The following is a 25445-nucleotide window of genomic DNA, read 5'->3' as shown; positions in this document are numbered from 1 at the left end:
CTGATGCTAGCATGTGCAGCGCCGCTCTTTGGCGCAGTGCGACTTTGGGCGGCGTGGATCTTTCAGCACCTTTGCTTCTTCGCCCATGACCACTGCCAGCAAAAAAGACACTCCTGCAGTCGCCAAGCCCCCGGCGCGCAAACCCAAGGCGAGCAGCCCTGCCGCCACCCAGGCCGTTACGCGCCGTGCGGACAAGGACCAGCCCTTGATGGATGACATCCGGCTTCTGGGCCGGATTCTGGGCGATGTGATTCGCGAGCAGGAGGGCCAGGCCGCCTTTGACCTGATCGAGCAGGTGCGCCAGCTGTCGGTGGCCTACCGCCGCAATGACGACCAGGACGCGGAGAAATCGCTCAAGTCCTTGCTCAAGGGCCTGTCGGGCGACCAGACGGTCAGCGTGATCCGCGCCTTTACCTATTTCTCGCACCTGGCCAACCTGGCGGAAGACCGCCACCATATCCGCCGCCGTGAGATCCATGAGCGCGCCGGTAACACGCAGGAAGGCAGCATCGAGGTAGCCCTGGCGCGCCTGCGCTGGGCCGGCATCCCCGTCAAGGCGGTGTCGCAGACCTTGGCGCACAGCCTGATCTCGCCGGTGCTCACCGCCCACCCGACCGAGGTGCAGCGCAAGAGCATTCTGGATGCCGAGCGTGCGATTGCCGCCCTGCTGGTGGCGCGCGACGATATCGCCCAGCGCGCCCAACTGTTTAACAGCAGCAAGGACACCCTGACCCCGCGCCAGCTGGCCGACAACGAGCTGCAACTGAGCGCCCAGGTCACCCAGCTGTGGCAGACACGGTTGCTGCGCTATTCCAAGCTGACGGTCGAGGACGAGATCGACAATGCGCTGAGCTACTACCAGGCGACGTTCCTGACCGAAATCCCCAAGCTCTACGCCGCGCTGGAGCGCGAGCTGGGCGAGCGCGATCTGGCCACCTTCTTGCGCATGGGCCAGTGGATTGGTGGCGACCGCGACGGCAACCCCAATGTCACGGCTAAGAGCCTGCAGGAAGCGCTGCGCCGCCAGTCCGACCTGGTGCTGCGCCACTACCTGACCGAGGTGCACTACCTGGGCGGCGAGCTGTCGATGTCCCAGCGCCTGGCCGGCAATACCGCGGGCTTGCAGGCGCTGGCCGCGCGCTCCCCGGATACCAGCCAGCACCGCGAGGATGAGCCCTACCGCCGCGCGCTGATTGGCGTGTATGCACGCCTGGCTGCGACCTTGAAGAACCTGAGCGGTGGTGAAGCCGCCCGCCATGCGGTGGCGCCGCAAAACCCCTATGCGACGAGCGAGGAGTTTCTGGCCGATCTGCGCGTCATCGAAGACTCCTTGCGCGACCACCACGGCCGCGCGCTGGCCGAACAGCGCCTGTCGCCGCTGATCCGCGCGGTGCAGGTGTTTGGCTTCCACCTGGCCACCGTTGACCTGCGCCAAAGCTCGGACCAGCATGAGGCGGTGATCAGCGAGCTGCTGGCCACGGCGGGCCTGCAGGCCGATTACAGCCAGCTCAACGAGGCGGCCAAGCGCGAGCTGCTGCTGCAGTTGCTGAGCGATGCCCGCCCGCTGCGCGTGGTGGGCGCCAGCTACAGCGAGCGCTGCCAGAGCGAGATGGCGATTTTCGAGCGAGCGCGCCTGTCGGTGCAGCTCTACGGCCAGGACGCCATCCGCCACTACATCATCAGCCACACCGAATCGGTCAGCGACCTGCTCGAAGTGCTGCTGCTGCAAAAGGAAGTGGGCTTGCTGAGTGGCCGCATCAACGATGGCCAGTCGCGTGCGACCCTGATCGTGAGCCCGCTGTTCGAGACCATCGATGACCTGCGCCATGCGGCCAGCATCATGCGCGAATACTATGCGCTGCCCCATATCGCCGCGCTGATCCAGCGCAGCGGTGCCGAGCAGGACATCATGCTGGGCTACAGCGACAGCAACAAGGATGGTGGCATCTTCACCAGCAACTGGGAGCTGTACCAGGCCGAGCTGGCGCTGGTGGCGCTGTTTGACGAGCTGAGCCAGCCCAACCCCGTGCAACTGCGCCTGTTCCATGGCCGGGGCGGCACGGTGGGGCGTGGCGGTGGCCCCAGCTACCAGGCGATTCTGGCGCAGCCGCCGGGCACCGTGCGCGGCCAGATCCGCCTGACCGAGCAGGGCGAGGTGATTGCCTCCAAGTACGCCAACCCCGAGATCGGTCGGCGCAACCTGGAGACCCTTGTGGCCGCCACCTTGGAAGCCACCTTGCTGCAGCCCACCAAGCCCGCCAGCCAGGCATTTCTGGATGCGGCAGCAGACCTGTCGGCCGCCAGCATGGCCGCCTACCGCGATCTGGTCTACGGCACCAAGGGCTTTGAGAGCTATTTCTTCAGCTCCACCCCGATCCGCGAGATTGCCGAGCTCAATATCGGCTCGCGCCCCGCATCGCGCAAGGCCAGCCAGCGCATCGAGGATTTGCGCGCCATCCCCTGGGGCTTTAGCTGGGGCCAGTGCCGCCTGACTCTGCCGGGCTGGTATGGCTTTGGCTCGGCCGTGCAGGCCTTTGTCAGCCAAGAGGGGAAAACCGCCAAGTTGCAGTGGGCCTTGCTGCAGAAGATGTACCGCCAGTGGCCGTTTTTCCGCACGCTGCTGTCCAATATGGACATGGTGCTGGCCAAGAGCGATATGGCGCTGGCGCTGCGCTACAGCGAGCTGGTGGCAGACACGCGCTTGCGCAAGCGCGTGTTCCAGGCCATCGAAGCCGAATGGAAGAGCACGGCCGAGGCCTTGGCCTTGATCACCGGCGAGGCCAACCGCCTGGCCAACAACCCGGCGCTGGAGCGTTCCATCCGCCACCGCTTCCCCTACATCGATCCTTTGCACCATCTGCAGGTGGAGCTGATCCGCCGCTGGCGCAATGGAGAGGACAATGAGCGGGTGAAGACCGGTATCCATATCTCCATCAACGGCATTGCCGCTGCGCTGCGCAATACCGGTTGAGGTGATCTGGACTTGGGCTGGGCCCCTTGCCATAGGCAAGAACCCACCCCAGTGATGAGGCCCTGGCGCCAAGCCGGGGCCTTTGTTATTTTTACGGGGCAGCTGGCTTGTCTGCCTTTGCAGAACGCTGCCCAACAAGAAGGAATTGTGATGAATGCCTATGTTTACCTGGGCGGCGCCATTGCGCTGGAAGTGATGGCCACTACGGCCATGAAGTCCTCCGAAGGCTTTACCCGCCTGGTGCCCAGCCTGATCTGCGGCATTGGCTATGTGCTGTCGTTCTACCTGCTGGCGCAGACCTTGAAGACCGTGCCCACCGGCATTGCCTATGCGATCTGGTCGGGCGTGGGCATTGTGGCGATCTCGCTGATCGCCTGGGCCTTGCATGGGCAAAAGCTCGATGCCGGGGCCATGGCGGGCATGGGGCTGATTATTGCCGGGGTGCTGGTGATCAATCTGTTTTCTAAGTCGGCAGGGCATTGATGCTTGTTGTCCACAGATGCGCTGGCCTCAGCTATTGACACAGAAACTCCATTAGCGATTTATAAAATAAATCTTAGAATGCGTGGTTCTGTATTAATAACACTGGAGGGATATAGGCATGGGTTGGATGGCAAAAATAGGGGTGGCCAGTCTGGTCAGCTGGGGCGCAATGGCGGGCTTGGCTGCTGCGGCGGGTTCGCCAGGCCAGGCAGATCAGGTTTTCAAGGTACCGGCGTTAGAGCAGCCAGCGGGCGTGCCGCAGGAGTTTGTGCGTACCAAGAGCATGGAAGCCGGTCTGGCCATCCAGCCTGTCGCGATTGACCTGGGTGAGTGGATAGCCCTCAAGTCTGCCCCCGAGCTGCCCGTGCAGATCATCGGTGCATCACGCGCAGTGCAGCAAGCCCAGTCCGCCACGCAAACTGCGCAACTGCTGCAATGGCAGACATCGGCCAACGGCGGCACCGTGGCGGCCTTGAGTGTGCGCTCGGGCGGCGCCCAGGGCTTGCGTCTGGGCCTGGTGGTGGATCAACTGCCTGGCAGCGCCATGCTGCGCCTCTATACCGACCACCAGCCTGCTGCGGTGTTCGAGATTTCCGGCCAGCGCGTCATGCAGATGCTGCAGGCCAACCTGGATGCTGGCGATAACAGCGAAGCGGGCCGCACCTGGTGGACACCCAGCAGCTCCGGCGAGCAAGTGACCCTGGAGATCGAGCTGCCCCCAGGCACCATGCCCGAGCAGCTCAAGGTCTCGCTGCCACAAGTCATGCACATCTATGAAAACCTGTCGCTGCCGCTGGGCACGGATGAGACGGATGCAGCGCAAGAGGATGCCAAGGCGATGCCGCTTGGCGATCCAGTGGCATGCCATCTGGATGTGAATTGCTTTACCCAGCTGCAAGATGAGCGCAAAGGCGTTGCCCGCATGGCCTATGTGACCGAGCGCATGGCCGATGGCAGCTACTACTACGGTTTGTGCACCGGCAGCCTGCTCAACGACGCGCAGGGCTCTAAAACGCCATACTTTCTGACCGCTGCGCACTGCATGTCGACCCAGACCCTGGCCTCCGCGCTGGAGACCGACTGGTTCTACACCTCCACCCGCTGCTCCAGCAACAGCCTCTCGCCCAACAGCGTGAACCTGCGCAATGGCGCCCAGCTGCTCTACAGCAGCGCTAACCCCGATGTCACCTTGCTCAAGCTCAATGACACGCCCCCTGCAGGCGCCGTGTTCCTGGGCTGGGACAGCAGCATCGTGCCCAACAACACGCCCGTGGTCGGTGTGCACCATCCAGACGGCGGCTTGCAGAAGATCAGTTTTGGCACCATGTCTTCCCGCTTCGATTGCAACCTGGATGGCAAGAGTGTGCTCTGCACCTCAGCGCCCAATTCTGGCAACTACTACTACGTGCCCTGGTCCATGGGCCTGACCCAGCAGGGCAGCAGTGGCTCGCCGCTGTTTAACAATGGCGCCGTGACCGGTGTGTTGACGGGCGCGTCGGAAGCCAGCTGCCGTGCCAACGGTGCAGGTGCCTACAGCTTCTACCCGAGCTTGAACAGTGTGATGCCAGCGCTGCGCAAGTGGCTGGTGGACGCAGGCGGTGCGGCAACTACCCCGGTATCCGGTCGCATGCCGATTTACCGCTTCTACAACACCCAGAACGGTACGCACTTCTTCACCGCCAGCGCGCAGGAGCGCGATGCAGTGATCCAGGGCAACCCGAACTACCAGTACGAAAACATTGGCTTCTATGCGTCCACGCAGACCGCTACAGCGCCCAATGCGGTCTACCGTTTCTACAACAACAACTCGGGCTCGCACTTCTACACCATCAATGCCGACGAGCGCGCCTTCGTGATGGCGAACTATCCGCAGTTCAGTGTGGAGGGTGTGGCCTGGTATGCGCGCCAGGTGCAAGGCGATGGCTCGGTGCCCATGTACCGTTTCTACAATACGCTCACCGGCGCGCACTTCTATACCACCAACCCATCCGAGCGTGATTTTGTGGTGGCGACCTATCCGCAGTTTCTGTTTGAAGGCATTGCTTACTACGTGTGGGGCAGCCAGTAAGGCAGCACCGACCGGGTCTGACCACCGGCTGGAGGGTGGTCGGACCCAGCACTCAGCGCCGGCCTATCAGCCTCGTTCGACGGGGCGCGATGGGTCGCTGCACCACTCGCTCCAGCTACCGGCAAACAGCGCCGTGGGCGCATAGCCGGCAATCTCCATCGCGATCAAATTGGGCAGGGCGCTGACGCCGCTGCCGCATTGGTGCACGACCGTCTGCGGATCCTGCCCGGCCAGCAGCGCATCGAACTCGGCGCGCAGCTCCGCGGCGGGTTTGAAGCGGCCATTCGCGTCGATATTGGTAGTGAAGGGCCGGTTCAGCGCGCCAGGGATGTGGCCGGCCACCGGGTCCAGCGGCTCCACCTCACCACGGTAACGTGCAGGCGCGCGGGCATCGATGATGGTTTGCGCCGTACCCAAGGCCTGCTGCACCTGCGCGGCGGTCTTGAGATTGCGCAGCGCCGGGCGCAGTTCAAAGTTGCTTTGGAAATGGCTGGCAGGCTCGCCGGCCTCCACCGGGCCGCCTGCGGCCTGCCAGGCCTGCAAGCCGCCGTCGAGCACGGCCACTGCATCGTGGCCGGCCCATTTGAGCATCCACCACAGGCGGCCGGCATAGTTCACGCCATTGCGGTCATAGACGACGGCCTGCATGTCATTGCGAAAGCCCACTTGCGACAGCCACACGGCAAAGCGCTCGCGGCTGGGGAGCGGGTGGCGGCCGCCCGATGCGGGCTCGCCCAGGTCGGTGGCCGCAATGCTTTGGCCGTGGCTCAGGGCGCCATGCGGGGCGCTCAGGTCCTTGTCGAGATTGGCGTAGACGGCGCCTGCAATATGGGCCTGGGCAAACTGTTCGGCACCGGCCGCCGGCTTGGTCAGGTCAAAGCTGCAGTCAAACACCATCACTTGCTGCGGGCTGGACTGCTGCAACGCCTGCAACTGGGCGACGGTGATCAGGGTGGTGTAGGCAGCGGGGAGGGGTGTGGTGGCCATGGCAGTGCTCCAAGAAGAATCTTGCAAACATTATGTGGCAGCGCCGCAGCCGCTGCAGCCAACATGGGCGCCACCACCATGCGCCGGCCGCCCGACCGGATCAGCGCTTGCGCAGTACCGTGGCGACGATGCCGCTTCCCACGATCAAGGCCATGCCCATCCAGCCGATGGCTGGAATCTGGTCGCCAAAGACAACGATGCTGAACAGGCCTGCAAACACAATGCCCGAGTACTGCAGGTTGGCGACGACCAGGGTGGCGCGGCGCGTGGTGGCCGAGCCATAGGCGCGCGTCATCGCCAGCTGGGCCCCGGCGGCCAGAATGCCGACAGGGATCAGCCACAGCGAGGGCCAGCCGGGGAAGCTGGAGGTGCCGACAAACAAGGTGGCCAGGCCGCCGGCGATGGCCGAACCCACGGCAAAGTAGAAGACCACGCGCTGCTCGGGCTCACCCATGCGCGACAAGGCCACCACCTGCATATAGGCAAAGGCAGAGATCAGGCCGGACATCAGGCCCACCAGGCCGGCAAACATCTGGTCGGCCTCGATGTTGGGGCGCAGCATCAGAATGACGCCGCAAAAGCCACTGATCACCGTCAGCACCAGTGGAATATTCAGCGCGGGCTGGTCGCCCTCGCCCTTGGGGCGCCAGGTGAGCAGGGCGCTGCCCACAACAAAGGCCGCCACCCAGAGGCTGCTCATGTAGTTCAAGGTCATCGCGGTGGCCAGCGGCAGCTTGCCGATCGCATAAAACCACATGCCCATCGAGGTGACGCCGATGCAGCTACGCCAGGCATGCATCCTGGGGTAGCGGGTGGTCAGGGAGATATTTTGGCGCCGGGTGAGCCACCAGATCAGCGCCATGCTGATGAGACCCCGGTAGAACACGATCTCGGCCGCGTTGAAATACACAGAGGCGAACTTGATGCACACGCCCATGAGTGCAAACATGAACGCAGCGGCCACCATCCAAAGGGCTTGCATGGGAGATCTTTAATGAAAAAAGCTGCTATCGCGGAGCGTAAGGAACCCTCTGCAAAACTCCCTGCCGTGGTCTGAACGCGGTCTCGGGCGATCCGCTGCGTTGTCTTCCTTGTCAATAGCTACGGCTATTGACTGCAAAAGACGCCTTGCGTCTCATCCCGATCCGCATCCATCCCGCTTGGCGAGGGTTATGCAAAGCGTCCCTGACAGCTATCTGAGGGTCTAAATAGTTGGGAGTGCCTGGCTGTGGCAGATCACTTGTCTGGAACAGCGGCCTGCATCATACCCCGATACCACTCGTGGAAGTGCTGCATGCCGTCTTCCATCGGACTCTGGTAGGGGCCGACTTCGTTGTCGCCGCGCTCATACAAGGCCTTGCGGCCAGCATCCATGCGCTCGGCGATCTCATCGTCCTCGATGGCAGTCTCCATATAGGCGGCGCGCTGGGCCTGCACAAACTCGGGCTCGAAGGCGCTGATTTCCTCGGGGTAGTAGAACTCCACCACGTTCATGGTCTTGTCCGGGCCGACGGGGTGCAGGGTCGAGACCGTCAGCACATGCGGGTACCACTCCACCATGATGTGAGGGTAGTAGGTCAGCCAGATCGCGCCATGCTCGGGCATCTTGCCGTCGCGGAAGTTCAGCAACACCTCGTGCCAGGTCTTGTAGATGTCCGATCCAGGCTTGGCAAAGGTGGGTGCCACGCCCACAGTCTGCACCGAGTACTCCTTGGCAAACTCCCACTTCAGATCGTCACAGGTGACGAAGTTGCCCAGTCCGGGGTGGAAGGGGCCGACGTGGTAGTCCTCCAGGTAGACCTCGATGAAGGTCTTCCAGTTGTAGTTGCACTCGTGCATCTCGACATGGTTGAGCACAAAGCCATCAAAGCTCAGCGCAGCAGCTGGGCCCATATTGGCCAGGTCAGCCTGGATGTTGCGGCCGTTGTCCTCGAACAGCAGGCCATTCCATTCCTGCAACTTGTAGTTGTTCAGGTTGAGGCAGGGGTCCTGTGCAAAATGCGGCGCGCCCAGCAGTTCGCCGCTGGGGCTGTAGGTCCAGCGGTGCAGTGGGCAGACGATATTGCCGCCAGCGCTGCCCTTTTGCTGGTGGTTCAGCGAGCCGCGGCCCTTGAGCATCACGGCTTGGCGGTGGCGGCAGACGTTGGAGATCAGCTCGGCCTGGCCTGCGGCATTGCGCACCAGGGCGCGCCCTTCCTTCTCATGGGGAAGGGCGTAGTAGTCGCCAATCTCGGGAATCGCCAGTTGGTGGCCCACATACTTGGGGCCGTGCTGGAAGATGGTTTGCATCTCGCGCTCAAACAGCGCTTGATCAAAGTAGCTTGAAACTGGAAGTTGGCTTGCGGCCTGCTGCAGTTGAAGACTTAAATCAGACATGGGTGACCTGACCTAAAGACTCCCCACAGGGAGGGTGCGCGTGCGCACGCGGAGAAAAAAATAAAACCGGCAGCAACAACAAAGGATGGCCGGTTTCGCGAAAAATGGGATTATACCCAGTGGGGTTATTCCCGTTCTGTCCATGCGTGAATTGTCATAAATGACAGGGCTTGTCACGGGTTGGCAATGGCATCGACAGGCTGCCGATATTATCAAATTGATAGCTGCAGCCTCTTATTTCACCATAGATCGCCAGGTTTTTTTGTGGGAATTGGCGCCGGCCGGCAGCCTGCGCCAGCGTGCGCGGTCGCCGCTGTGTTCGCGGTCGCTTCCCATGCGCCTAAAATCGAGCCTTTACATCCATGCACCTGGGCACGCTGTCTGCCCCCTTTGCCCATGCCCAAGGCCACTGCTTCCAAGACGTCTGCCACGCCAGACCTGCCCGAACCCGATAACTACGAAAGCGCGCTGCAGGAGCTCGAAGGCCTGGTCGCGCGCATCGAGTCCGGTCAGCTGCCTTTGGGGGACATGCTGGCCGCCTACCAGCGCGGCGCGGTGCTGCTGGCGTTCTGCCGGGGCAAGCTCGAAGCGGTGCAGGACCAGATCAAAGTACTGGATGAGGGCCAGCTCAAGCCCTGGACCAGCGAGGAATAAGTTCTAACAATGACTTCAGCGCACGATAATTTTGCACTCTGGTGCAGCCAGGAACTTGCCCGCGTCGAAGACGCCCTCACGCTGTGGATTGCCGCCGATGCCCCCGCCAACCTGGGCGAGCCCATGCGCTACGCCGTGCTCGACGGCGGCAAGCGCCTGCGCCCCTTGCTGGTGCTGGCAGCCGCCCAGGCCGTAGGCCAGTTGGATGCTGCCCAGGCAGAGGCCGCCTTGCGCGCCGGCTGCGCGGTGGAGCTGATCCATGCCTATTCGCTGGTGCATGACGACATGCCCTGCATGGACAACGATGTGCTGCGCCGTGGCAAGCCCACGGTCCATGTGCAGTTTGGCCAGGCCCAGGCGCTGCTGGCGGGCGATGCGCTGCAGGCGCTGGCTTTCGAGATTCTGGTGCCCGAGGGCAGTGCCATCTCCGATGGCGTGCAGGCGCGCCTGTGCCGCCAGCTGGCCTGGGCTGCGGGCTACAACGGCATGGCCGGTGGCCAGGCCATCGACCTGGCCAGCGTCGGCAAGCAGTTGACACGCGACCAGCTCCAGCAGATGCACAAGCTCAAGACCGGTGCGCTGCTGCAAGCCAGCGTCGAGATGGGCGCCACCTGTGCCGGCATCCAGGGCGCAGCGCTTGCAGCGCTGAAGCAATACGGCGCGGCCCTGGGACTGGCTTTCCAGGTGATCGACGATGTGCTCGATGTGGTGGCCGACTCTGCCACTCTGGGCAAGACGGCCGGCAAGGATGCCGACAACGACAAGCCCACCTATGTATCGCTGATGGGCCTGCAGCCCGCGCGCGACTATGCCCATGAGCTGCTGGCCGAGGCCCAGCAGGCGCTGGCGGGCAGTGGTTTGCCCCAGACGGCGGCGCTGGCTGCCCTGGCCGACATGGTGGTGCGCCGCAGCCATTGAGTAGGCCAAATGCGCCTTGTGACGGCTTAACCGGGCTCAAGGCGCTAACATAGCCCCTTGCCATTCCAGTAAAAAAACTGCGCGGATGCTTCCGAGGTATGCGTAGCAAGTGACCAAACCATAGTATGTCCACGAAGACCTTTCCCCTGCTAGCCACCGTCAACGACCCGGCGGATCTGCGCAAGATGTCGCGCGCCGAGCTCAAGACCCTGGCGCGTGAGCTGCGGGAATTTGTGCTCGAGAGCGTGTCCAAGACCGGCGGCCACCTGAGCTCCAACCTGGGCACGGTGGAGCTGACGATCGCGCTGCACGCCGTCTATGACACGCCCCACGACCGCTTTGTCTGGGATGTGGGCCACCAGACCTACCCGCACAAGATTCTGACCGGCCGCCGCGACCGCATGCAGGGCCTGCGCCAGTGGGGTGGCATCTCGGGCTTCCCGCTGCGCAGCGAGAGCGAATACGACGCCTTTGGCACCGCCCACTCGTCGACCAGCATCTCGGCGGCGCTGGGCATGGCCGAGGCCTTCAAGATCAAGGGCAGCGACCACCAGGCCGTAGCCATCATTGGCGATGGCGCGATGACCGCCGGCATGGCCTTCGAAGCACTGAACAACGCCGGCGTCAGCGATGCCAACCTGCTGGTGATCCTGAATGACAACGACATGAGCATCAGCCCGCCGGTGGGCGCGCTGAACCGCTACCTGGCGCAGCTGATGAGCGGCCAGTTCTATGCCAAGGCGCGTGGCGTGGGCAAGAGCGTGCTCAAGCAGGTGCCGCCGCTGCTGGAACTGGCCAAGCGCCTGGAGCAGCAGGCCAAGGGCATGGTGGTGCCTGCCACCTTGTTCGAGAACTTCGGCTTCAACTACATCGGCCCCATCGATGGCCATGACCTCGATTCGCTGATCCCGACTCTGGAAAACATCCGCCAGCTCAAGGGCCCGCAGTTTCTGCATGTGGTCACCAAAAAGGGCCAGGGCTACAAGCTGGCCGAAGCCGATCCCGTCGCCTACCACGGCCCGGGCAAGTTCGACCCGGCCATCGGCCTGGTCAAGCCCGCCACGCCGCCCAAGCCGACCTTTACCCAGGTGTTTGGCCACTGGCTCTGTGACATGGCCGCCCAGGACGAGCGCCTGGTCGCGATCACCCCGGCGATGCGCGAAGGCTCCGGCATGGTCGAGTTTGAAAAGCGCTTTCCCAAGCGCTACTTCGACGTCGGCATCGCCGAGCAGCACAGCGTGACCTTTGCCGCCGGCCTGGCCTGCGAAGGGCTCAAGCCCGTGGTCGCCATCTACTCGACCTTTCTGCAGCGCGGCTATGACCAGCTGATCCACGATGTGGCACTGCAAAACCTGCCCGTCGTGTTTGCACTGGACCGCGCCGGTCTGGTAGGTGCCGATGGCGCCACCCATGCCGGCAATTACGACATCGCCTTTACCCGCGCCATCCCCAATATGAGCGTGGCCTGCCCCGCCGATGAGCGCGAATGCCGCCAGCTGCTGAGCACCGCCTTTGCGCAGAACCACCCGGTGACCGTGCGCTACCCGCGTGGCGCCGGTGCCGGTGTGGCACCGCTCGAGTCGCTGGAAGGCCTGCCCTTTGGCAAGGGTGAGATCCGCCGCCAGGCCCAGCCTGCCGTGGCCGGCCGCCCGCGCATCGCCATCCTGGCCTTTGGCAGCTTGCTCTACCCGGCCTTGCAGGCGGGCGAGGCGCTGAACGCCAGCGTGGTGAACATGCGCTGGGCCAAGCCGCTTGACACCGAGCTGCTGCAACAAGTGGCGGAAAGCCACGATGCCCTGGTTACCGTGGAAGACGGCTGCCTGATGGGCGGCGCTGGCAGTGCCGTGCTTGAAGCGCTGCAGGAACTGCATATCGATGTGCCCGTGCTGCAACTCGGCCTCCCCGATGTCTTCATCGAGCATGGCGACCCGGCCAAGCTGATGGCCATGCAGGGCCTGGATGCCGCTGGCATCGAGCGCAGCATCCGCGAACGCTTTGCGCTGCCCGAGGCTGCAGCCGGCCAGAGCGCGGCGGCCTGATCCACTGCCAGGCCGGCGCCTGGCGCCCACCGACAAGCCCGGTCGTTCGCGTACCGGGCTTTTTGTTGTCTGCGACAGCGCTGCGCCGGGGCCGCTGCGGGTTTGCACGGCCTGTGGCGCAATGCGAACAAAATCCTTTGTCCTACTCTGGGGAAAACCCGCTGAAGTCACTTCTGCAACCATTTCTACAATTTGCAAAGCTAAAAGCGGCATGCGCCTATGGCAGGATAGCTACCTTTACTTTCTACAAATAATTGGAGACATACATGGATCGTCGTTCGCTTATCAAAAATGCCGGTATCGCTGGCGTTCTGGCTGCTGGGGTAGCGCCGGCGGTGCATGCGCAGGCAGCAGTGCGCTGGCGCCTGGCATCGAGCTTCCCCAAGTCGCTCGACACCATCTTCGGCTCTGCCGAAAAGCTGTCCTCGGCCGTCAAGGCCATGTCGGGCGGCAAGTTTGAAATCTCGGTCCACCCCGCAGGCGAGCTGATGCCCGCGTTCGGCGTGGTCGATGCGCTGCAAGGCGACACCATCGACATGGCCCAGACGGCGGCCTACTACTTCACCGGCAAGGACCCAATCTTCGCATTCAGCTGCGCGGTGCCCTTTGGCCTGACCACCCTGCAGATGGCGGGCTGGAAGGACCACGGCAACGGCCGCAAGCTCCTCGATGCCTTCTTTGAGAAGTACAACTTCAAGACCGCATCGGCCGGTAACACCACCACCCAGATGGGCGGCTGGTACCGCAAGGAAATCAAGACCGTGGCCGACCTGAAGGGCCTGAAGATGCGCATGGGCGGCGGCGTGTTCGGCGAGGCCATGGCCAAGCTGGGCGTGGTGGCGCAAAACATGCCTGCTGGTGACGTGTACCAGGCGCTGGAAAAGGGCACCCTGGATGCCGTGGAATTCGTTGGTCCTTACGACGATGAAAAGCTGGGCTTCAACAAGGTGGCGCCGTTCTACTACTACCCCGGTTGGTGGGAAGGCTCGGCCGATCTGGAGTTCTTCATCAACATCAAGAAGTACAACGCGCTGTCGCCTGAGAACAAGGCCATCCTGGACGCCGCCACCCGCGTGGCAGCAGCCGACATGACCGCCAAGTACCAGGTGCTCAACCCCATCGCGCTGAAGAACCTGGTGGCCAACAAGACCCAGCTCAAGCCTTTCTCCAAGGAGCTGATGGACGCTGGCTTCAAGGCCTCGATGGAAACCTTTGCCGAACACGAAGCGCGCTCGCCCGAGTTCAAGAAGATCCACCAGGACATGCGCGCCTTCCAGAAGGACCAGATCCTGTGGAACCGCTTCTCCGAGTACCCGTTCAACCAGTACATGGCCCAGGTCAAACTGCCCTGATCGGGAGCATGCGCCAGGCCATTGAGGCTTGGTCGCAGCAGCCAAGAGCCGCAGCTTGCTGCGGCTTTTTTGCGTCTATGGGGCACAAGGTAGTGCTGGTGCTTTGTTGGCGCATTCAGAGGGGCTGCAGGGGGCAGGCAGCCGGCACATAGAAGAGCCTGGGCCCGATTGCAGGCAGCCATAAAAAAACCCTGGCAAGCCAGGGTTCGGGGGTGATGGGCTGGGAGCCCTTTATTTGCTTTCTGCAGCGGGGGCGGTGCCCAGCGAATCCTGCAGGGCCTTGGCCGGGTCGTCCGATCCATAGCCTTCTGCGCCAGGTGCGGGCGTGCTGCCTGCGGCGCCAGCATCGACAGGGGCGTCGGGCGTTGCAAACGGGTTGTCTGCGCCGTAGCCGCCGTCGTGGTCGCCCAGCTGGTTCATCATCTGCTCGTCGATCTTCTGCATGTCGACGACCACCGGTTTGTCCAGCGCGCCGGTCACGATGCCGGGGAAGGCAATCAGCACACCGACCATGACCAGCTGGATCAGCACAAACGGCACGGCACCCTTGTAGATCTGCATCGTGGTCACCGGCTCGATCACCTTGTGCGTGACCCGGTCCACATACTGCTTGTCAGGCGCGACCGATCGCAGGAAGAACAGCGCAAAGCCGAACGGCGGATGCATGAACGAGGTCTGCATATTGACCGCCAGCAGCACGCCGAACCAGATCAGGTCGATGCCCATCTTCTCGGCCACCGGGCCGAGCAGCGGCACGACGATGAAGGACAGCTCGAAGTAGTCCAAGAAGAAGGCCAGGAAGAAGATCATGATGTTGACCACGATCAGAAAGCCGGTCTGGCCGCCTGGCAGGCTGGTCAGCAGATGCTCCACCCACTTGGGGCCGTCAGCGGCCTGGAACACCAGGCTGAAGGTGGTCGCGCCAATCATGATGAACATCACAAAGCTGGCGAGCTTGGTGGTCGAGCCCAGCGCCTGCTTGAGCAGGTTCATGTTCAGGCGCTTGCGGGCAAAGCCCATGATCAGCGCAGCCATGGCACCCATCGCACCGCCTTCGGTAGGCGTTGCGATGCCCAGGAAGATGGTGCCCAGCACCAGGAAGATCAGCAGCAGCGGCGGGATCAGCACAAAGGTCACGCGCTCGGCCAGCTTGGACAGCAGGCCCAGCTTGAAGACGCGGTTGATCGATGCGATCACAAAGGCGATGAAGGTGCCGCCGCACATGGCCGTCACGATCTTTTCGTCAGTAGCCACGTCGGTGACCAGATGGCCTTCCCACCAGGTGTGGATGTCGGCCATATGGCTGGCCAGGAAGATCGCCACAATGGTCGACAGGCCCATCACCACGATCAGCGAGGTGTAGCCGGCGTTGCCATTGGCTTCGCGGTAGATACGGGCTTCAACCGGCAGTGCAGGCACCAGCTTTGGCTTGAAGATGGCCAGGAAGGCGACCCAGACCACATACAGACCCATCAGCATGAAGCCGGGGATGAAGGCGCCCTTGTACATGTCGCCCACGCTCTTGCCCAGCTGGTCGGCCATCAGGATCAGCACCAGCGATGGCGGAATGATCTGGGCCAGCGTACCCGAGGCGGCAATCACACCCGAGGCCAGGCGCCGGTCATAGCCGTAGCGCAGCATGATGGGCAGCGAGATCAGGCCCATGGAGATGACCGATGCGGCCACCACACCGGTGGTCGCAGCCAGCAGCGCGCCGACAAAGATCACCGCGAGGGCCAGACCGCCACGGATCGGGCCAAAGACCTGGCCCACCGTGTCGAGCAAGTCCTCGGCCATGCCGCTGCGCTCCAGTATCAAACCCATCAAGGTGAAGAAGGGCACGGCCAGCAAGGTGTCGTTGGCCATGATGCCGATCAGGCGCTGGGGTAGCCAGGCCATCACCGACGAGGGGAAGACATTGAGTTCAATGCCGATAAAGCCGAACATCAGGCCGGCAGCGCCCAGGCTGAACGCCACGGGAAAGCCAAGCAGCAGAAAGACGATCAGGCCCGCGAACATGATCGGGGCGTAATTGGTAACGAGAAATTCCATGTGAGGTCCTCTGGCTGGCCTTAGCCCTGGCGCGCTGCAGCCTGGGCTGCGGCGGCCTGCGCCTGCTTGATTTCAGCTTCGGCACGCAGTGCCTCGGCCAGCTCTTCCTCGGCGCTCTTGTCGCTGAGCTTGCCCATTGGGTCAGGGCCGTCGCCCGTCAAGAACGCAATGCGCTTGACCAGCTCGGACAGGCCCTGGAGCATCAGCAAGGTGATACCTACGGGGATTGCTGCCCACACGGGCCAGCGGATCAGGCCGCCCGGGTTGCCCGAGACTTCACCGGACTGGTACATCTGGATGACCACTGGCATGCTCAGCCACAGGATGGTGAGGCACAGCGGGGTGAGGAAGAACGCAAAGCCGATGATGTCGATCCAGACCTGCTTGGTCTTGGACAGGCGCGAGTTGATCACGTCAATACGCACATGCTCGCGGTGCAGCAAGGTGTAGCCAGCGGCGAGCAAGAAGGACCAGGCGAACAGGTACCACTGCACTTCCAGGAAGGCATTGGAGCTGGCGTCAAAGGCCTTGCGAACGATGGCGTTGGCGGCGCTGATGAAGGTGGCGGCAAAGATCAGCCATATTGAATGTTTGCCGACGAAGGCATTGAGCCTGTCGATAGCCCTGGATAGGGCAAGTAAAGCCTGCATGGTGTCTCCAATGGTTGGCTAGTCCTGTAATACATGCTCAATGCTGGTAAGCAAATGCACATTTTCGAAAAGCACTGATTTTACGAATAAGTACGCGCTTCCTCATACAAATTCCCTTGCCGATGTTGCGAACAGGCGCAAGGATGAAAAAATATTTTTGGGAAAGCGACAAACTCAAGGGTAATCACTAGTTAAAGGGCATGGTGCCGCGATTACCTGCTATCTATTTTCGAGCGCTGAATACCGGGTTACTACCTGTATAGCTCCCGTTTGCAGCGCTTGTTTTGCCGTGCGATGGCGGGGCGCTTCGTCGCAAGGCGCCGGTGCTGCAAGGTACAATCTCGCGCGTACTGGGGAGCGGGGTATGCGCGGCCTGCATGGCCACGGCCCGCTGCCTGAAACACTTTCTTTTTTCTCTCTTTTTATGCACTACGGGTGCCTGGAGTCTGACCGTGAGTTCTTCGCAAAATAATGACGGTGATGAGCGCTTTGCCTTGGGCCTTGTTTTTGCCCTGATCATTTTGGTGGTGTTGGGTGTGGTGTGGTTCGGTGCTTACAAGGGCATCCATGGCGCCAAGTCCGGAAAGGCCGCTGTGACGGCAACGGCCAGCGGCTCCAAGGGTGGTGCCGTGCTGGGTGGTACTGACCCAGCCGTGGCCGCTGCCCGTGCTGCTGAGGCTGCCAATGCCGCAGCCGCCACCGGCGCTGCTGCTGCCAACGGTGCAGCCGTGATTGCCGACGACGCCGCTGCCGTGGTCATCGAAAACGGTGTGGTCAAGTTCTACTTCGCCACCGCCAAGGCCGAACTGGCCCCTGGCGCCAACGAAGCGCTGGTCGATGTGATCGCCGGCGTCAAGGCAGGCCAACGTGCCGTGATCTCGGGCTACACCGATGCCACCGGCGACGCCGACAAGAACGCCGAGCTGGCCAAGCAACGCGCCTTTGCCGTGCGCGATGCGCTGCTGGCCCTGGGTGTGACCGAAGACAAGCTGGAGCTGAAGAAGCCCGAAGCGGTGGAAAACGCTGGCAACAATGCCCAAGCCCGCCGCGTGGAAGTGGTGCTGGCCCCTTAATCGGCCCGACCCGATACGACAAAGCCCGGATGCATCCGGGCTTTTTTGTTTTTGGGGCGGCGGTCAGCGGCGGCCAGCGGCGTTTAGCGCAACACGGCCACGCCCTTGAGCTGGGCATGCACCAGCAGGCCCGGCGTCAGCTGCAACAGGCGCGCCGAGCGAGCGGAGACAAGTGCCAGCAGATGGGGCGTGTCATCGGCAGTGCCGGGTGCCAGGCGCAGCTGCACCAGCACCTGGCCCGGGCTGCTGGGCTGGATGGCGGTCACCACGGCCGGTAGGCTGTTGAGGATGGAGCTGCCCGTCTGCGGCATCAGCGACAGGCTGACATCGCGTGCCAGCACGCGCAGGCGCACCCGCTCGCCCTGCTGGTAGTGGGCATCGGCCTGCGTCCAGTGCAGCTGCAACTGGGGCAGGGTGCCGATTTGCAGCGACCACAGGTGGTCCTGCGTGTCGTGGCCACAGACCTGGCCTTCGAGCAGGCTGGCCTGTTGGGCATCGGGCAGGGTCTGGGCCAGCGGGGCGTCCAGCTGGGTCAGCATATCGGCCACCGGCCCCTGGGCCACCACCTTGCCGGTTTGCAGCAGCACCACCTGGTCGGCCAGGCGGCCCACTTCGTCGATGGAGTGGCTGACATAGAGGATCGGCAGCTTGAGCTGATCGCTGAGCTGGTCCAGGTAGGGCAGCACCTCGGCCTTGCGCTCGGCATCCAGCGCGGCCAGCGGCTCGTCCATCAGCAGCACGCGCGGGCTGGTGGCCAGCGCACGCGCAATGGCGACGCGCTGGCGCTCGCCGCCCGACAAGGTGGCGGGCTTGCGCGGCAGCAGCGGGCCAATGCCCAGCAGCTCGACCAGGCGCTCCAGCTGCACGCGCTGGCGTGCGGCCGGTGTGCGGCGCAGGCCGTAGCGGATGTTGTCATGCGCGCTCAGGTGCGGGAACAGGCTGGCCTCTTGAAACACATAGCCCAGCGCCCGCTGGTGGGTGGGCAGCCAGTGGCCGCTGTCATCGTCCTGCCAGCGCTCGCCATTGACCCTGACCTGGCCCTGGGCGCGCTCCAGCCCGGCGATGGAGCGCAGGCAGCTGGTCTTGCCGCAGCCCGAGGGGCCAAACAGCGCGGTGACGCCCTGGCCGGGCATCTGCAGATCAACCTGCAGTTGGAACGAGGCGCGCTGCAGCTGCAGGCGCGCGTGAATGCCGTCGTTGGCGTTCTGGGCTTGCGTCATAGGGGGCTCGCGTTGTTCTTGTCTCGGGGTTGCAGCCATTGCAAGGCCACCAGCACCACAAAGGCAAACACCACCATGCCGCCAGCCAGCCAGTGCGCCTGGGCATACTCCATGGCTTCGACGTGGTCGTAGATCTGCACGGAGACCACGCGGGTCTTGCTGGGGATATTGCCGCCCAGCATCAGCACGATGCCGAACTCGCCCACCGTGTGGGCAAAGGTCAGCACGGCAGCGGTGATAAAGCCGGGGCGCGCCAGCGGCAGCGCCACGCTGAAGAAGCTGTCGATACGGCTGGCGCCCAGGGTGGCCGCTACTTCCAGCGGGCGGCGGCCCAGGCCTTCAAAGGCCCGCTGCAGCGGCTGCACCGCAAAGGGCAGCGAGTAGACCAGCGAGCCCACCACCAAACCCGCAAAGGTAAAGGGCAGATAGCCCAGGCCCAGCGCATTGGTGAGGTGGCCCATCGGGCCATTGGGGCCCATCGTGACCAGCAGGTAAAAGCCAATCACCGTGGGGGGCAGCACCAGGGGCAGGGTCACCACCGCACCGATGGGGCCACGCCAGCGCGATGGCGTATGCGCCAGCCACCAGGCCAGCGGCGTGGCCAGCACCAGCAGCAAGATCGTCGTGAAGCTGGCGAGCTCAAGCGTCAGCCAGATGGCGGCCCAATCGTCGGGGCTGAGAATGGAAGTACTCACGGCAGGCGGGGTCGTGGCAAAAAGGAGGAGATGGCTGCGCACATGGTGCACGCACAGCGCGGGCCCGGCAAGCGGAATCTGTGGCCGGGCCAACGCGCTGAAGTGGTTAGCCTAAGGAGCCGGCCGGGTAGTGTCCCCCCGGCGAACCAGGACCCGCCAGAGTGCTGGCGGGCCGCACGCTAGAACAGGTTCTTAGAATGCGTAGCCATAGGACTTGATGATGGCGCGTGCCTTGTCGCCCTTGAGGTATTCCATCAAGGCGGTGGCGGCGGCATTGTCCTTGGCGCTGTTCAGCACGATCGCGTCCTGGCGGATGGGTTCATGCATGGCCGATGGAACAATCCAGGCCGAGCCTTCGCGCAGCTTGCCGTCTTCCATCACCTGCGACAGCGCCACAAAACCCAGCTGGGCATTGCCGCTGGCTGCGAACTGGTAGGTCTGGCCGATGTTCTCACCCTGCACGATCTTCGGGGTCACCTGGTCGGTCAGGCCCAGGTTCTTCAGCGTTTCCATCGCCGCCAGGCCGTAGGGCGCCAGCTTGGGGTTGGCGATGGCGATGTGGCGGTAGTCACCGGTCTTGAGCACGGCACCCTTGTCATCCACATAGCCTGCTTGCTTGCTCCACAGCACCAGTTGGCCGATGGCATAGGTAAAGCGGCTGGCGGCCACGCCCTTGCCTTCCTGGGCCAGCTTGGCCGGGGTCGTGTCATCGGCGGCCAGCAAAATGCCAAAGGGTGCGCCGTTGTTGATCTGGGCATAGAACTTGCCGGTGGCGCCAAAGGACAGCACCGCCTTGTGGCCGCTGTCCTTTTCGAACTCGGCAGCAATCTTCTGCATCGGCGCGGTGAAATTGGCGGCCACGGCCACCGAGACTTCGTCGGCATGGGCACTGGCAGCGAAGGCTGCAAACAGGGACAGGGCGAGGGGGGCGAAGCGGAGTTTGGTCATGGCGGTTATCAAGTCGCTATTCTGTTAATGAATAACGCGAGTGTAACGAGATTGTTTTGGCGCACCAAATGGTGGGGGTCAAAGGCCGCCGCATAGCCGCGATATTTTTACGCAGTCCGTTTCCGTAGTGCTGAGGGCATCGGCACGGGGCTTAAAGCATGCGAAGATTCGCGCCATGATTCCCCAAGCATCGCTCGCTGCCGCGCTCGCCGAGAAGCGCTCTGACCGCCGCATAGATGTGCTGCGCCATATCCAGGACTGCGGCTCCATCTCGGAGGCCGCACGCCGCGTGGGCATCAGCTACAAGGCGGCCTGGCAGGCCTTGGATACCTTGTCCAACCTGGCAGGGGTGGAGCTGGTGCAGCGCAGCGTGGGTGGCAAGGGGGGCGGCGGTGCTCAGCTCACGGCCGATGCCCTGCTGCTGCTCGAAGCGGCAGACGCGATGGGCCATGCCCGCGAGCAATTGCATGTGCAGCTGGAGCATGCGCGCCAGCTGCCAGCGGCCGCAGACCCCCAGGCGCGCGCTGCCGGGCAAGCTGGCATTTCCGTCGCCACCACCTTGGCGCGCTTGCAGGTGATGACCAGCATGCGCAACCAATGGCCTTGCGTGGTGGCCCAGCTGAGCCGCAGCGGCCCGCTGGTACAGGTGGAGCTGCAGGGCGCCGATGCCGGCGCGCAGTTTGTGCTGCATTCCCATATCACCGACGAGAGCGCGCAGCTGCTGGGCCTGCGCCAGGGCTTGCCGGTGCTCGCGATGTGCAAGGCCACCGCCGTCACGGTGCAGGCCGCGTCCGAAGCCGCCGCACTGGCGCCGGGCAGCAATGGCTGGCAGGGCAAGGTCACGCGTGCCACGCGGGGCGGCACGGTGCAGGAGCTGGCCGTGCGCCTGCAGTCCGGCGTGCAGCTGGTGGGTTTCAGCCGCCAAGCATCGTCGCTGCGGGCGCGGTCTGCGGTGCAGGTGACGGTGGAGCCCTCGGCCGTGGTGATTGCGCTGAGCGGAGAGTAAATCCGGCCTGCTTCTGACACCCAGGCGTTTTATTCCATCACCAGGCGCCTGCGGGCTTTTCGGGCGGTCTCGACAAAGGCCGCCGCTGCGGGAGATAGGCGGTCAAAGCGCAGTGCCGCCAGCGCGATTTGGCGGTGGTTGCGCGGCGTCAGCCGGCGGTAGACGACGCCGTCCGGTGGCGCAGGCAGTGCCAGGCGCGCGGCAATCGTCAGCGCATCGCCTTGGGCGACAAAGCCCATCATCGAGCTGAGCTGCTCAAACCGGTACAAGGTGTTGGGCACGGCGCCCTTCTCCGCCAGAAAAGCATCGACCCGGGGCCCCGAGCCTGCCGAGGTGCGGATAAAAGGCTGGCCATGAAAATCCAGCGCGCTGATGCTGGTCTTCGCAGCCAAGGGGTGCGCCGCAGGCAGCACCGCCACCAGCTCGTCTTCGAGCAGCGCGACGGTGTCAAAGCGCTCGTCGGGCAAGACCACAAAGCCCAGCTCCACGCGGCGCTCCAGCAGCCATTGCAGCACCACACTGTCCACCGCTTCTTCGATATGCACCTCGACCAGCGGATGCGCCTGGCGAAAGCCTGCCAGCAGCTGCGGCAGCAGGCGCAGCGAAGACGTAGTGCCAAATGAAGCGATATGCAGGCGCCCGCGTGCCGCGCCCTGTGCCGCTTGGGCTTCCTGCCGCAGCGCTTCTTGCTGCTGCAGCATGTCCTGGGCGCGCACCAGCAGGCGGGCGCCGACCTCTGTCAGGCTGACCACTGCGCCATCGCGGCTGAACAGGCCCACACCGAGCGCGGTTTCGAGCTGCTTGATCGCATGGCTGACGCCACTTTGCGAGATGCCGAGCCCCGCTGCGGCGCGGGAAAAACTGCCCACCTTGGCCAGGGTGGCAAAGACTTCGAGCTGGGTGAAGGTCATGGCGGGTATGACGTGGAATGGCTATGAGCATTTGCTCATTCGACCATCGGTGGTGATTAGCGGATAGTAGCAGCGCATGAACTCCGCAAAATACTCCACCCATCTGGGTCTCATCGGCATGGCGGCGCTCTGGGGCGCGTCCTGGCCTTGGGGCCGCGTTGTGGCGCAGGCCATGCCACCGCTGGCTGCAGCCAGCCTGCGCTTTTTGCTGGCCAGTGCCGTGCTGCTGCTGTGGCTGGGCCGCACTGGGCGCATGGGCCGTTTGCGCAATTTGGCGGGGCGCCAGTGGCTAGGGCTGGCGGCTGCGTCGGCGGTGGGTGTGCTGGGCTACTCGCTGTTTTTCTTGCTGGCGCTCAAAACCGTGCCTGCCGGCAAGGCGGCCATGGTGGTCGCGCTCAACCCGGTGCTGACCATGCTGTTTGCGGTTTTGCTGTTTCGTGAGCGCATCAACCTGCCGATCTTTCTGGGCCTGGGGCTGGCGGTGGGCGGGGCCTTGTATGCCCTGAGCGGTGGCCATTTGGGGTGGCCCCAGGGCAGCGCTGCAGGTGCCGGAGAGTGGCTGCTGCTGGGCTGCGCGGCCTGTTGGGTGGGCTATACCTTGCTGGGCCGCCTGGTGCTGACCAGCATCGACCCGCTCACCACCACTGCAGCGACCGCCAGCATAGGCGCGCTGTTGCTGCTGGTGGCCAGTCTGCTGGTGGAGGGGCCCGCCGCCTGGGCCGGCCTGGTGCATGTGCGCGCCGAGGTCTGGCTCAGCCTGGTCGCGCTGGCGCTGGGGGCCACGGCGCTGGCCTATGCCTGGTACTTGAAGGGGGTGCAGGAGCTGGGCGCCGGGGCCGCGGCTGCCTATATGTCGCTGGTGCCCTTGTTTGGCATGCTGCTGTCCAGCCTGTGGCTGGCCGAGCCGGTGACAGCGTCCTTGCTGCTGGGTGGTGCTGCGGCGATTGTCGGCATGCTGCTGATGAATGCGGGCCGCATGCGGCTGGCGCGGCCGTTAAAGCGCTTGGCGCCGGGCAGTGCCCGGGCGGGTTGAGCGTGCGCAAGCGGGACTGGTTGGCTGGCCGGGTTGTCAGACCCGCACTTGCCAGTGCGCCCCTCACACCAGGCGCAGGCTCCACAGCACATCCAGCACATGCTGGGTGGATGGCTCCACATAGCCGGCGCGGTGGGCCATGCCCAGCTGGCGCCACAGCGCCGGGCGCAGCGGGCGCATGGTGATGCGCGCATCGGGCGGCGGGGCGGTTGCCTCGTGCGGCAGCAAGGTGGCGCCATAGCCGGCGGCGACCAGGCTCTTGATGGCGTCGTTGTAGTTCAGCGCAATGCGTGGCACCGGGTGGTGTCCGTCGGCGGCAAACCATTCGCTGGTCTGGCGTGACAGGCGTGTGCTGGCATCGTTGAGGATCAGCGGCTGGCTGGCAAGCCATTGGGGCGTGATGCGGGCGGGGCTCTTCCAATCGGCAGGCACAAAGGCCATCACGGGATCGCGGCGCCAGGGCTGGATCACCAGGCCTGCAACGGCTGGCTGGGGCAGGGCGGTCACCCCAACATCTAGGCTGCCATCTGCCAGCCGCGCCAGTGTTTCTTCCGAGGTCTGGACGCTGATCTGCACATCGATGCCGGGATGCTGGTCGCGCAGCACGGCCAGCGCCTGCGGCAGCAGGTGGGCGATGACACCGGTCGAGGCGCCCAGCCGCACCCGCCCTTCCAGCCCTTGCACCTGGCGTTGGATGTCGCTCAGGGCCTGCTCGGCCTCGTCCAGCAGGCGGCGGGCGCGTGCGACCAGCACCTCCCCAATCGCGGAGGGCCTGATATGCCCACGCTTGCGCGACAGGAGCGGCGCGCCAATGCGCTCCTCCAGCTCGGCGATATGCAGGCTGACCGTGGGTGCTGCCAGGTGCAGGCTATGGGCGGCCTTGATGAACGAGCCCTGGTCGGCAATCGCCACCAGGGTGCGCAAACGGTCCAGGCTGATTTCTCGCATCGCGGCTCCAAATTCAGAAAAGCTGAATGTCTGGTTTGTGAAATTCAACTTTCATTATTCTAGGGCCCGGAGGAACATAGCGGCTTCATCCATGGGCCAGCGCCCGCATTCTCGGAAGTCATCTGCATATGCGCACTCCTCTTGTTTTTATCGACGGCGACCAGGGCACCACCGGTCTGCAAATCCATGAGCGGCTGCGCGGGCGCGCCGATATCCGTCTGCTGACCTTGCCTGCGGCAGAGCGCAAGAACGCCCAGCGCCGGGCCGAAGCCATCAATGCCTGCGACATCGCCATCCTCTGCTTGCCGGATGCGGCTGCACGCGAGGCGGTGCAGTCCATCGTCAATCCTGCCGTGCGGGTGATCGATGCCAGCTCGGCGCACCGCACCCAGGCCGATTGGGTTTATGGCTTTCCGGAGATGTCGGCTGCGCAGGCAGCGCGCATTGCCCAAGCCCGCCGGGTCAGCAACCCGGGTTGCTACCCGACCGGCGCGATTGGCCTGCTGCTGCCCTTGGTACAGGCCGGGCTGCTGCCTGCCAGTTACCCCATCAGCCTGCATGCGGTATCGGGCTACTCCGGGCGCGGGCGCGCTGGGGTTGAGGCACATGAGGGCGGCGGCGATAGCCCGGCGCCGGCCTTCCAGGTCTATGGGTTGGAGCTGGCGCACAAGCATGCGCCGGAGATTGCGCTGCACGCCGGCCTGGCCGCGCGCCCGCTGTTTGTGCCGGCCTATGGCGCATACCGCCAAGGCATTGTGTTGACGGTGCCCTTGGCCTTGCGCATGCTGCCACCCGGTGTGGATGCCGCCGCGCTGCAGGTCTGCCTGGCGCGCCACTATGCGCAGGCGCCCGATGTGCAGGTCTTGTCACTGGACGAGGCCAGAGCGCTTACGCAGCTGGATCCGCAACTGCTCAATGGCACGAATGCGATGCAGCTCAGCGTCTTCCACAACGAGGCGCAGGGCCAGGTGCTGCTGGCGGCTATTTTTGACAACCTGGGCAAAGGCGCGTCGGGTGCGGCGGTGCAGAACCTGGACCTGATGCTGGCTGCTTAGAGAGCG

Annotated in this window: 21 protein-coding genes; 11 read left to right on the top strand and 10 right to left on the bottom strand. The window is 63.9% G+C overall.

Going from position 1 to position 25445, the window contains the following annotated elements:
* Positions 1–208: 208 nt before the first annotated feature.
* The 3 genes from ppc to EDF71_RS18690 all read left to right on the top strand — a co-directional run bounded on the left by ppc (position 209) and on the right by EDF71_RS18690 (position 5522).
* On the top strand, positions 209–2971 hold the full coding sequence (ppc, locus tag EDF71_RS18700) for a phosphoenolpyruvate carboxylase (protein WP_243854362.1): 2763 nt from the start codon (positions 209–211) through the stop codon (positions 2969–2971).
* A gap of 150 nt (positions 2972–3121) precedes the next feature.
* Positions 3122–3454, top strand: coding sequence for an SMR family transporter (locus tag EDF71_RS18695; protein ID WP_133858066.1), 333 nt, complete (start codon positions 3122–3124; stop codon positions 3452–3454).
* 118 nt (positions 3455–3572) lie between these two features.
* A complete protein-coding gene (locus EDF71_RS18690) occupies positions 3573–5522 on the top strand; it encodes a trypsin-like peptidase domain-containing protein (protein WP_133858065.1) in 1950 nt (649 codons plus the stop codon).
* Between the two features lie 66 nt (positions 5523–5588).
* Here EDF71_RS18690 and EDF71_RS18685 read toward each other — a convergent pair whose 3' ends face one another.
* The 3 genes from EDF71_RS18685 to EDF71_RS18675 all read right to left on the bottom strand — a co-directional run bounded on the left by EDF71_RS18685 (position 5589) and on the right by EDF71_RS18675 (position 8885).
* Positions 5589–6509 carry a sulfurtransferase gene (locus EDF71_RS18685; protein ID WP_133858064.1) on the bottom strand — a complete coding sequence of 307 codons (921 nt, stop codon included), beginning with the start codon at positions 6507–6509 and terminating at the stop codon, positions 5589–5591.
* Positions 6510–6609: 100 nt separating this feature from the next.
* Positions 6610–7491, bottom strand: a complete 882-nt coding sequence (locus EDF71_RS18680; protein ID WP_133858063.1) for a DMT family transporter — start codon at positions 7489–7491, stop codon at positions 6610–6612.
* Between the two features lie 254 nt (positions 7492–7745).
* Positions 7746–8885: an aromatic ring-hydroxylating dioxygenase subunit alpha gene (locus EDF71_RS18675; protein ID WP_133858062.1), complete on the bottom strand. Its 1140-nt coding sequence runs from the start codon at positions 8883–8885 to the stop codon at positions 7746–7748.
* Between the two features lie 396 nt (positions 8886–9281).
* Between EDF71_RS18675 and EDF71_RS18670 the strand changes: the two genes are divergently transcribed.
* The 4 genes from EDF71_RS18670 (at position 9282) to dctP (ending at position 13848) form a co-directional block, all read left to right on the top strand.
* A complete protein-coding gene (locus EDF71_RS18670; RefSeq protein ID WP_021026004.1) occupies positions 9282–9539 on the top strand; it encodes an exodeoxyribonuclease VII small subunit in 258 nt (85 codons plus the stop codon).
* 9 nt (positions 9540–9548) lie between these two features.
* Complete coding sequence (locus tag EDF71_RS18665; RefSeq protein ID WP_133858061.1) at positions 9549–10457, top strand: polyprenyl synthetase family protein; 909 nt, start codon at positions 9549–9551, stop codon at positions 10455–10457.
* Positions 10458–10582: 125 nt separating this feature from the next.
* On the top strand, positions 10583–12496 hold the full coding sequence (gene dxs, locus EDF71_RS18660) for a 1-deoxy-D-xylulose-5-phosphate synthase (protein ID WP_133858060.1): 1914 nt from the start codon (positions 10583–10585) through the stop codon (positions 12494–12496).
* 266 nt (positions 12497–12762) lie between these two features.
* On the top strand, positions 12763–13848 hold the full coding sequence (dctP, locus tag EDF71_RS18655; RefSeq protein ID WP_133858059.1) for a TRAP transporter substrate-binding protein DctP: 1086 nt from the start codon (positions 12763–12765) through the stop codon (positions 13846–13848).
* A 231-nt stretch (positions 13849–14079) separates the two neighbouring features.
* On the opposite strand, the gene EDF71_RS18650 is transcribed toward dctP, so the two are convergent.
* Together EDF71_RS18650 and EDF71_RS18645 are read right to left on the bottom strand one after the other, a co-directional pair.
* A complete protein-coding gene (locus tag EDF71_RS18650; RefSeq protein WP_133858058.1) occupies positions 14080–15900 on the bottom strand; it encodes a TRAP transporter large permease subunit in 1821 nt (606 codons plus the stop codon).
* Positions 15901–15920: 20 nt separating this feature from the next.
* Complete coding sequence (locus tag EDF71_RS18645; RefSeq protein ID WP_133858057.1) at positions 15921–16550, bottom strand: TRAP transporter small permease subunit; 630 nt, start codon at positions 16548–16550, stop codon at positions 15921–15923.
* Between the two features lie 452 nt (positions 16551–17002).
* Between EDF71_RS18645 and EDF71_RS18640 the strand changes: the two genes are divergently transcribed.
* Positions 17003–17623: an OmpA family protein gene (locus EDF71_RS18640; protein ID WP_243854360.1), complete on the top strand. Its 621-nt coding sequence runs from the start codon at positions 17003–17005 to the stop codon at positions 17621–17623.
* 83 nt (positions 17624–17706) lie between these two features.
* On the opposite strand, the gene modC is transcribed toward EDF71_RS18640, so the two are convergent.
* The 3 genes from modC to modA form a co-directional block, all read right to left on the bottom strand.
* Entirely contained in the window at positions 17707–18843 is a 1137-nt protein-coding gene (modC, locus tag EDF71_RS18635) for a molybdenum ABC transporter ATP-binding protein (protein WP_133858055.1), read from the bottom strand.
* Positions 18840–19538 (bottom strand): molybdate ABC transporter permease subunit, encoded by a 699-nt coding sequence (gene modB / locus EDF71_RS18630; protein WP_133858054.1) that lies wholly within the window; start codon positions 19536–19538, stop codon positions 18840–18842. The genes modC and modB overlap by 4 nt, the downstream gene beginning before the upstream one ends.
* A gap of 192 nt (positions 19539–19730) precedes the next feature.
* Positions 19731–20486, bottom strand: a complete 756-nt coding sequence (gene modA, locus EDF71_RS18625; RefSeq protein ID WP_133858053.1) for a molybdate ABC transporter substrate-binding protein — start codon at positions 20484–20486, stop codon at positions 19731–19733.
* Positions 20487–20661: 175 nt separating this feature from the next.
* On the opposite strand from modA, the gene EDF71_RS18620 reads away from it, so the two are divergent.
* Positions 20662–21492, top strand: a complete 831-nt coding sequence (locus EDF71_RS18620) for a TOBE domain-containing protein (protein WP_133858052.1) — start codon at positions 20662–20664, stop codon at positions 21490–21492.
* Between the two features lie 29 nt (positions 21493–21521).
* Here the strand turns inward: EDF71_RS18620 and EDF71_RS18615 are convergent, their stop codons facing one another.
* The gene (locus EDF71_RS18615; protein WP_133858051.1) at positions 21522–22403 is read right to left on the bottom strand and encodes a LysR family transcriptional regulator; all 882 of its coding nucleotides are present in this window, start codon (positions 22401–22403) and stop codon (positions 21522–21524) included.
* Between the two features lie 76 nt (positions 22404–22479).
* On the opposite strand from EDF71_RS18615, the gene EDF71_RS18610 reads away from it, so the two are divergent.
* A complete protein-coding gene (locus tag EDF71_RS18610) occupies positions 22480–23436 on the top strand; it encodes a DMT family transporter (RefSeq protein WP_133858050.1) in 957 nt (318 codons plus the stop codon).
* A gap of 63 nt (positions 23437–23499) precedes the next feature.
* Here the strand turns inward: EDF71_RS18610 and EDF71_RS18605 are convergent, their stop codons facing one another.
* A complete protein-coding gene (locus EDF71_RS18605; protein ID WP_133858049.1) occupies positions 23500–24384 on the bottom strand; it encodes a LysR family transcriptional regulator in 885 nt (294 codons plus the stop codon).
* Between the two features lie 128 nt (positions 24385–24512).
* Here EDF71_RS18605 and argC point away from each other — a divergent pair, with 128 nt between their 5' ends.
* Positions 24513–25439 carry an N-acetyl-gamma-glutamyl-phosphate reductase gene (argC, locus tag EDF71_RS18600; RefSeq protein ID WP_133858048.1) on the top strand — a complete coding sequence of 309 codons (927 nt, stop codon included), beginning with the start codon at positions 24513–24515 and terminating at the stop codon, positions 25437–25439.
* Positions 25440–25445: the final 6 nt, after the last annotated feature.

Source organism: Comamonas sp. JUb58 (assembly GCF_004364775.1).
Lineage (GTDB): Bacteria > Pseudomonadota > Gammaproteobacteria > Burkholderiales > Burkholderiaceae_C > Comamonas.
Note: the sequence above shows the minus strand (reverse complement) of the source record. Positions and strands in the feature narration are given on the sequence as shown.

Excerpts from the sequence above, each read along its gene's own strand:
- EDF71_RS18615 (WP_133858051.1), bottom strand. The coding sequence starts at position 22,403 with ATGACCTTCACCCAGCTCGAAGTCTTTGCCACCCTGGCCAAGGTGGGC.
- modA (WP_133858053.1), bottom strand. The coding sequence starts at position 20,486 with ATGACCAAACTCCGCTTCGCCCCCCTCGCCCTGTCCCTGTTTGCAGCC.
- dxs (WP_133858060.1), top strand. The coding sequence starts at position 10,583 with ATGTCCACGAAGACCTTTCCCCTGCTAGCCACCGTCAACGACCCGGCG.
- EDF71_RS18610 (WP_133858050.1), top strand. The coding sequence starts at position 22,480 with ATGAACTCCGCAAAATACTCCACCCATCTGGGTCTCATCGGCATGGCG.
- EDF71_RS18605 (WP_133858049.1), bottom strand. The coding sequence starts at position 24,384 with ATGCGAGAAATCAGCCTGGACCGTTTGCGCACCCTGGTGGCGATTGCC.
- EDF71_RS18690 (WP_133858065.1), top strand. The coding sequence starts at position 3,573 with ATGGGTTGGATGGCAAAAATAGGGGTGGCCAGTCTGGTCAGCTGGGGC.
- EDF71_RS18650 (WP_133858058.1), bottom strand. The coding sequence starts at position 15,900 with ATGGAATTTCTCGTTACCAATTACGCCCCGATCATGTTCGCGGGCCTG.
- EDF71_RS18620 (WP_133858052.1), top strand. The coding sequence starts at position 20,662 with ATGATTCCCCAAGCATCGCTCGCTGCCGCGCTCGCCGAGAAGCGCTCT.
- ppc (WP_243854362.1), top strand. The coding sequence starts at position 209 with ATGGATGACATCCGGCTTCTGGGCCGGATTCTGGGCGATGTGATTCGC.
- EDF71_RS18675 (WP_133858062.1), bottom strand. The coding sequence starts at position 8,885 with ATGTCTGATTTAAGTCTTCAACTGCAGCAGGCCGCAAGCCAACTTCCA.
- EDF71_RS18670 (WP_021026004.1), top strand. The coding sequence starts at position 9,282 with ATGCCCAAGGCCACTGCTTCCAAGACGTCTGCCACGCCAGACCTGCCC.
- EDF71_RS18680 (WP_133858063.1), bottom strand. The coding sequence starts at position 7,491 with ATGCAAGCCCTTTGGATGGTGGCCGCTGCGTTCATGTTTGCACTCATG.
- EDF71_RS18695 (WP_133858066.1), top strand. The coding sequence starts at position 3,122 with ATGAATGCCTATGTTTACCTGGGCGGCGCCATTGCGCTGGAAGTGATG.
- EDF71_RS18665 (WP_133858061.1), top strand. The coding sequence starts at position 9,549 with ATGACTTCAGCGCACGATAATTTTGCACTCTGGTGCAGCCAGGAACTT.
- argC (WP_133858048.1), top strand. The coding sequence starts at position 24,513 with ATGCGCACTCCTCTTGTTTTTATCGACGGCGACCAGGGCACCACCGGT.
- dctP (WP_133858059.1), top strand. The coding sequence starts at position 12,763 with ATGGATCGTCGTTCGCTTATCAAAAATGCCGGTATCGCTGGCGTTCTG.
- modC (WP_133858055.1), bottom strand. The coding sequence starts at position 18,843 with ATGACGCAAGCCCAGAACGCCAACGACGGCATTCACGCGCGCCTGCAG.
- EDF71_RS18645 (WP_133858057.1), bottom strand. The coding sequence starts at position 16,550 with ATGCAGGCTTTACTTGCCCTATCCAGGGCTATCGACAGGCTCAATGCC.
- EDF71_RS18685 (WP_133858064.1), bottom strand. The coding sequence starts at position 6,509 with ATGGCCACCACACCCCTCCCCGCTGCCTACACCACCCTGATCACCGTC.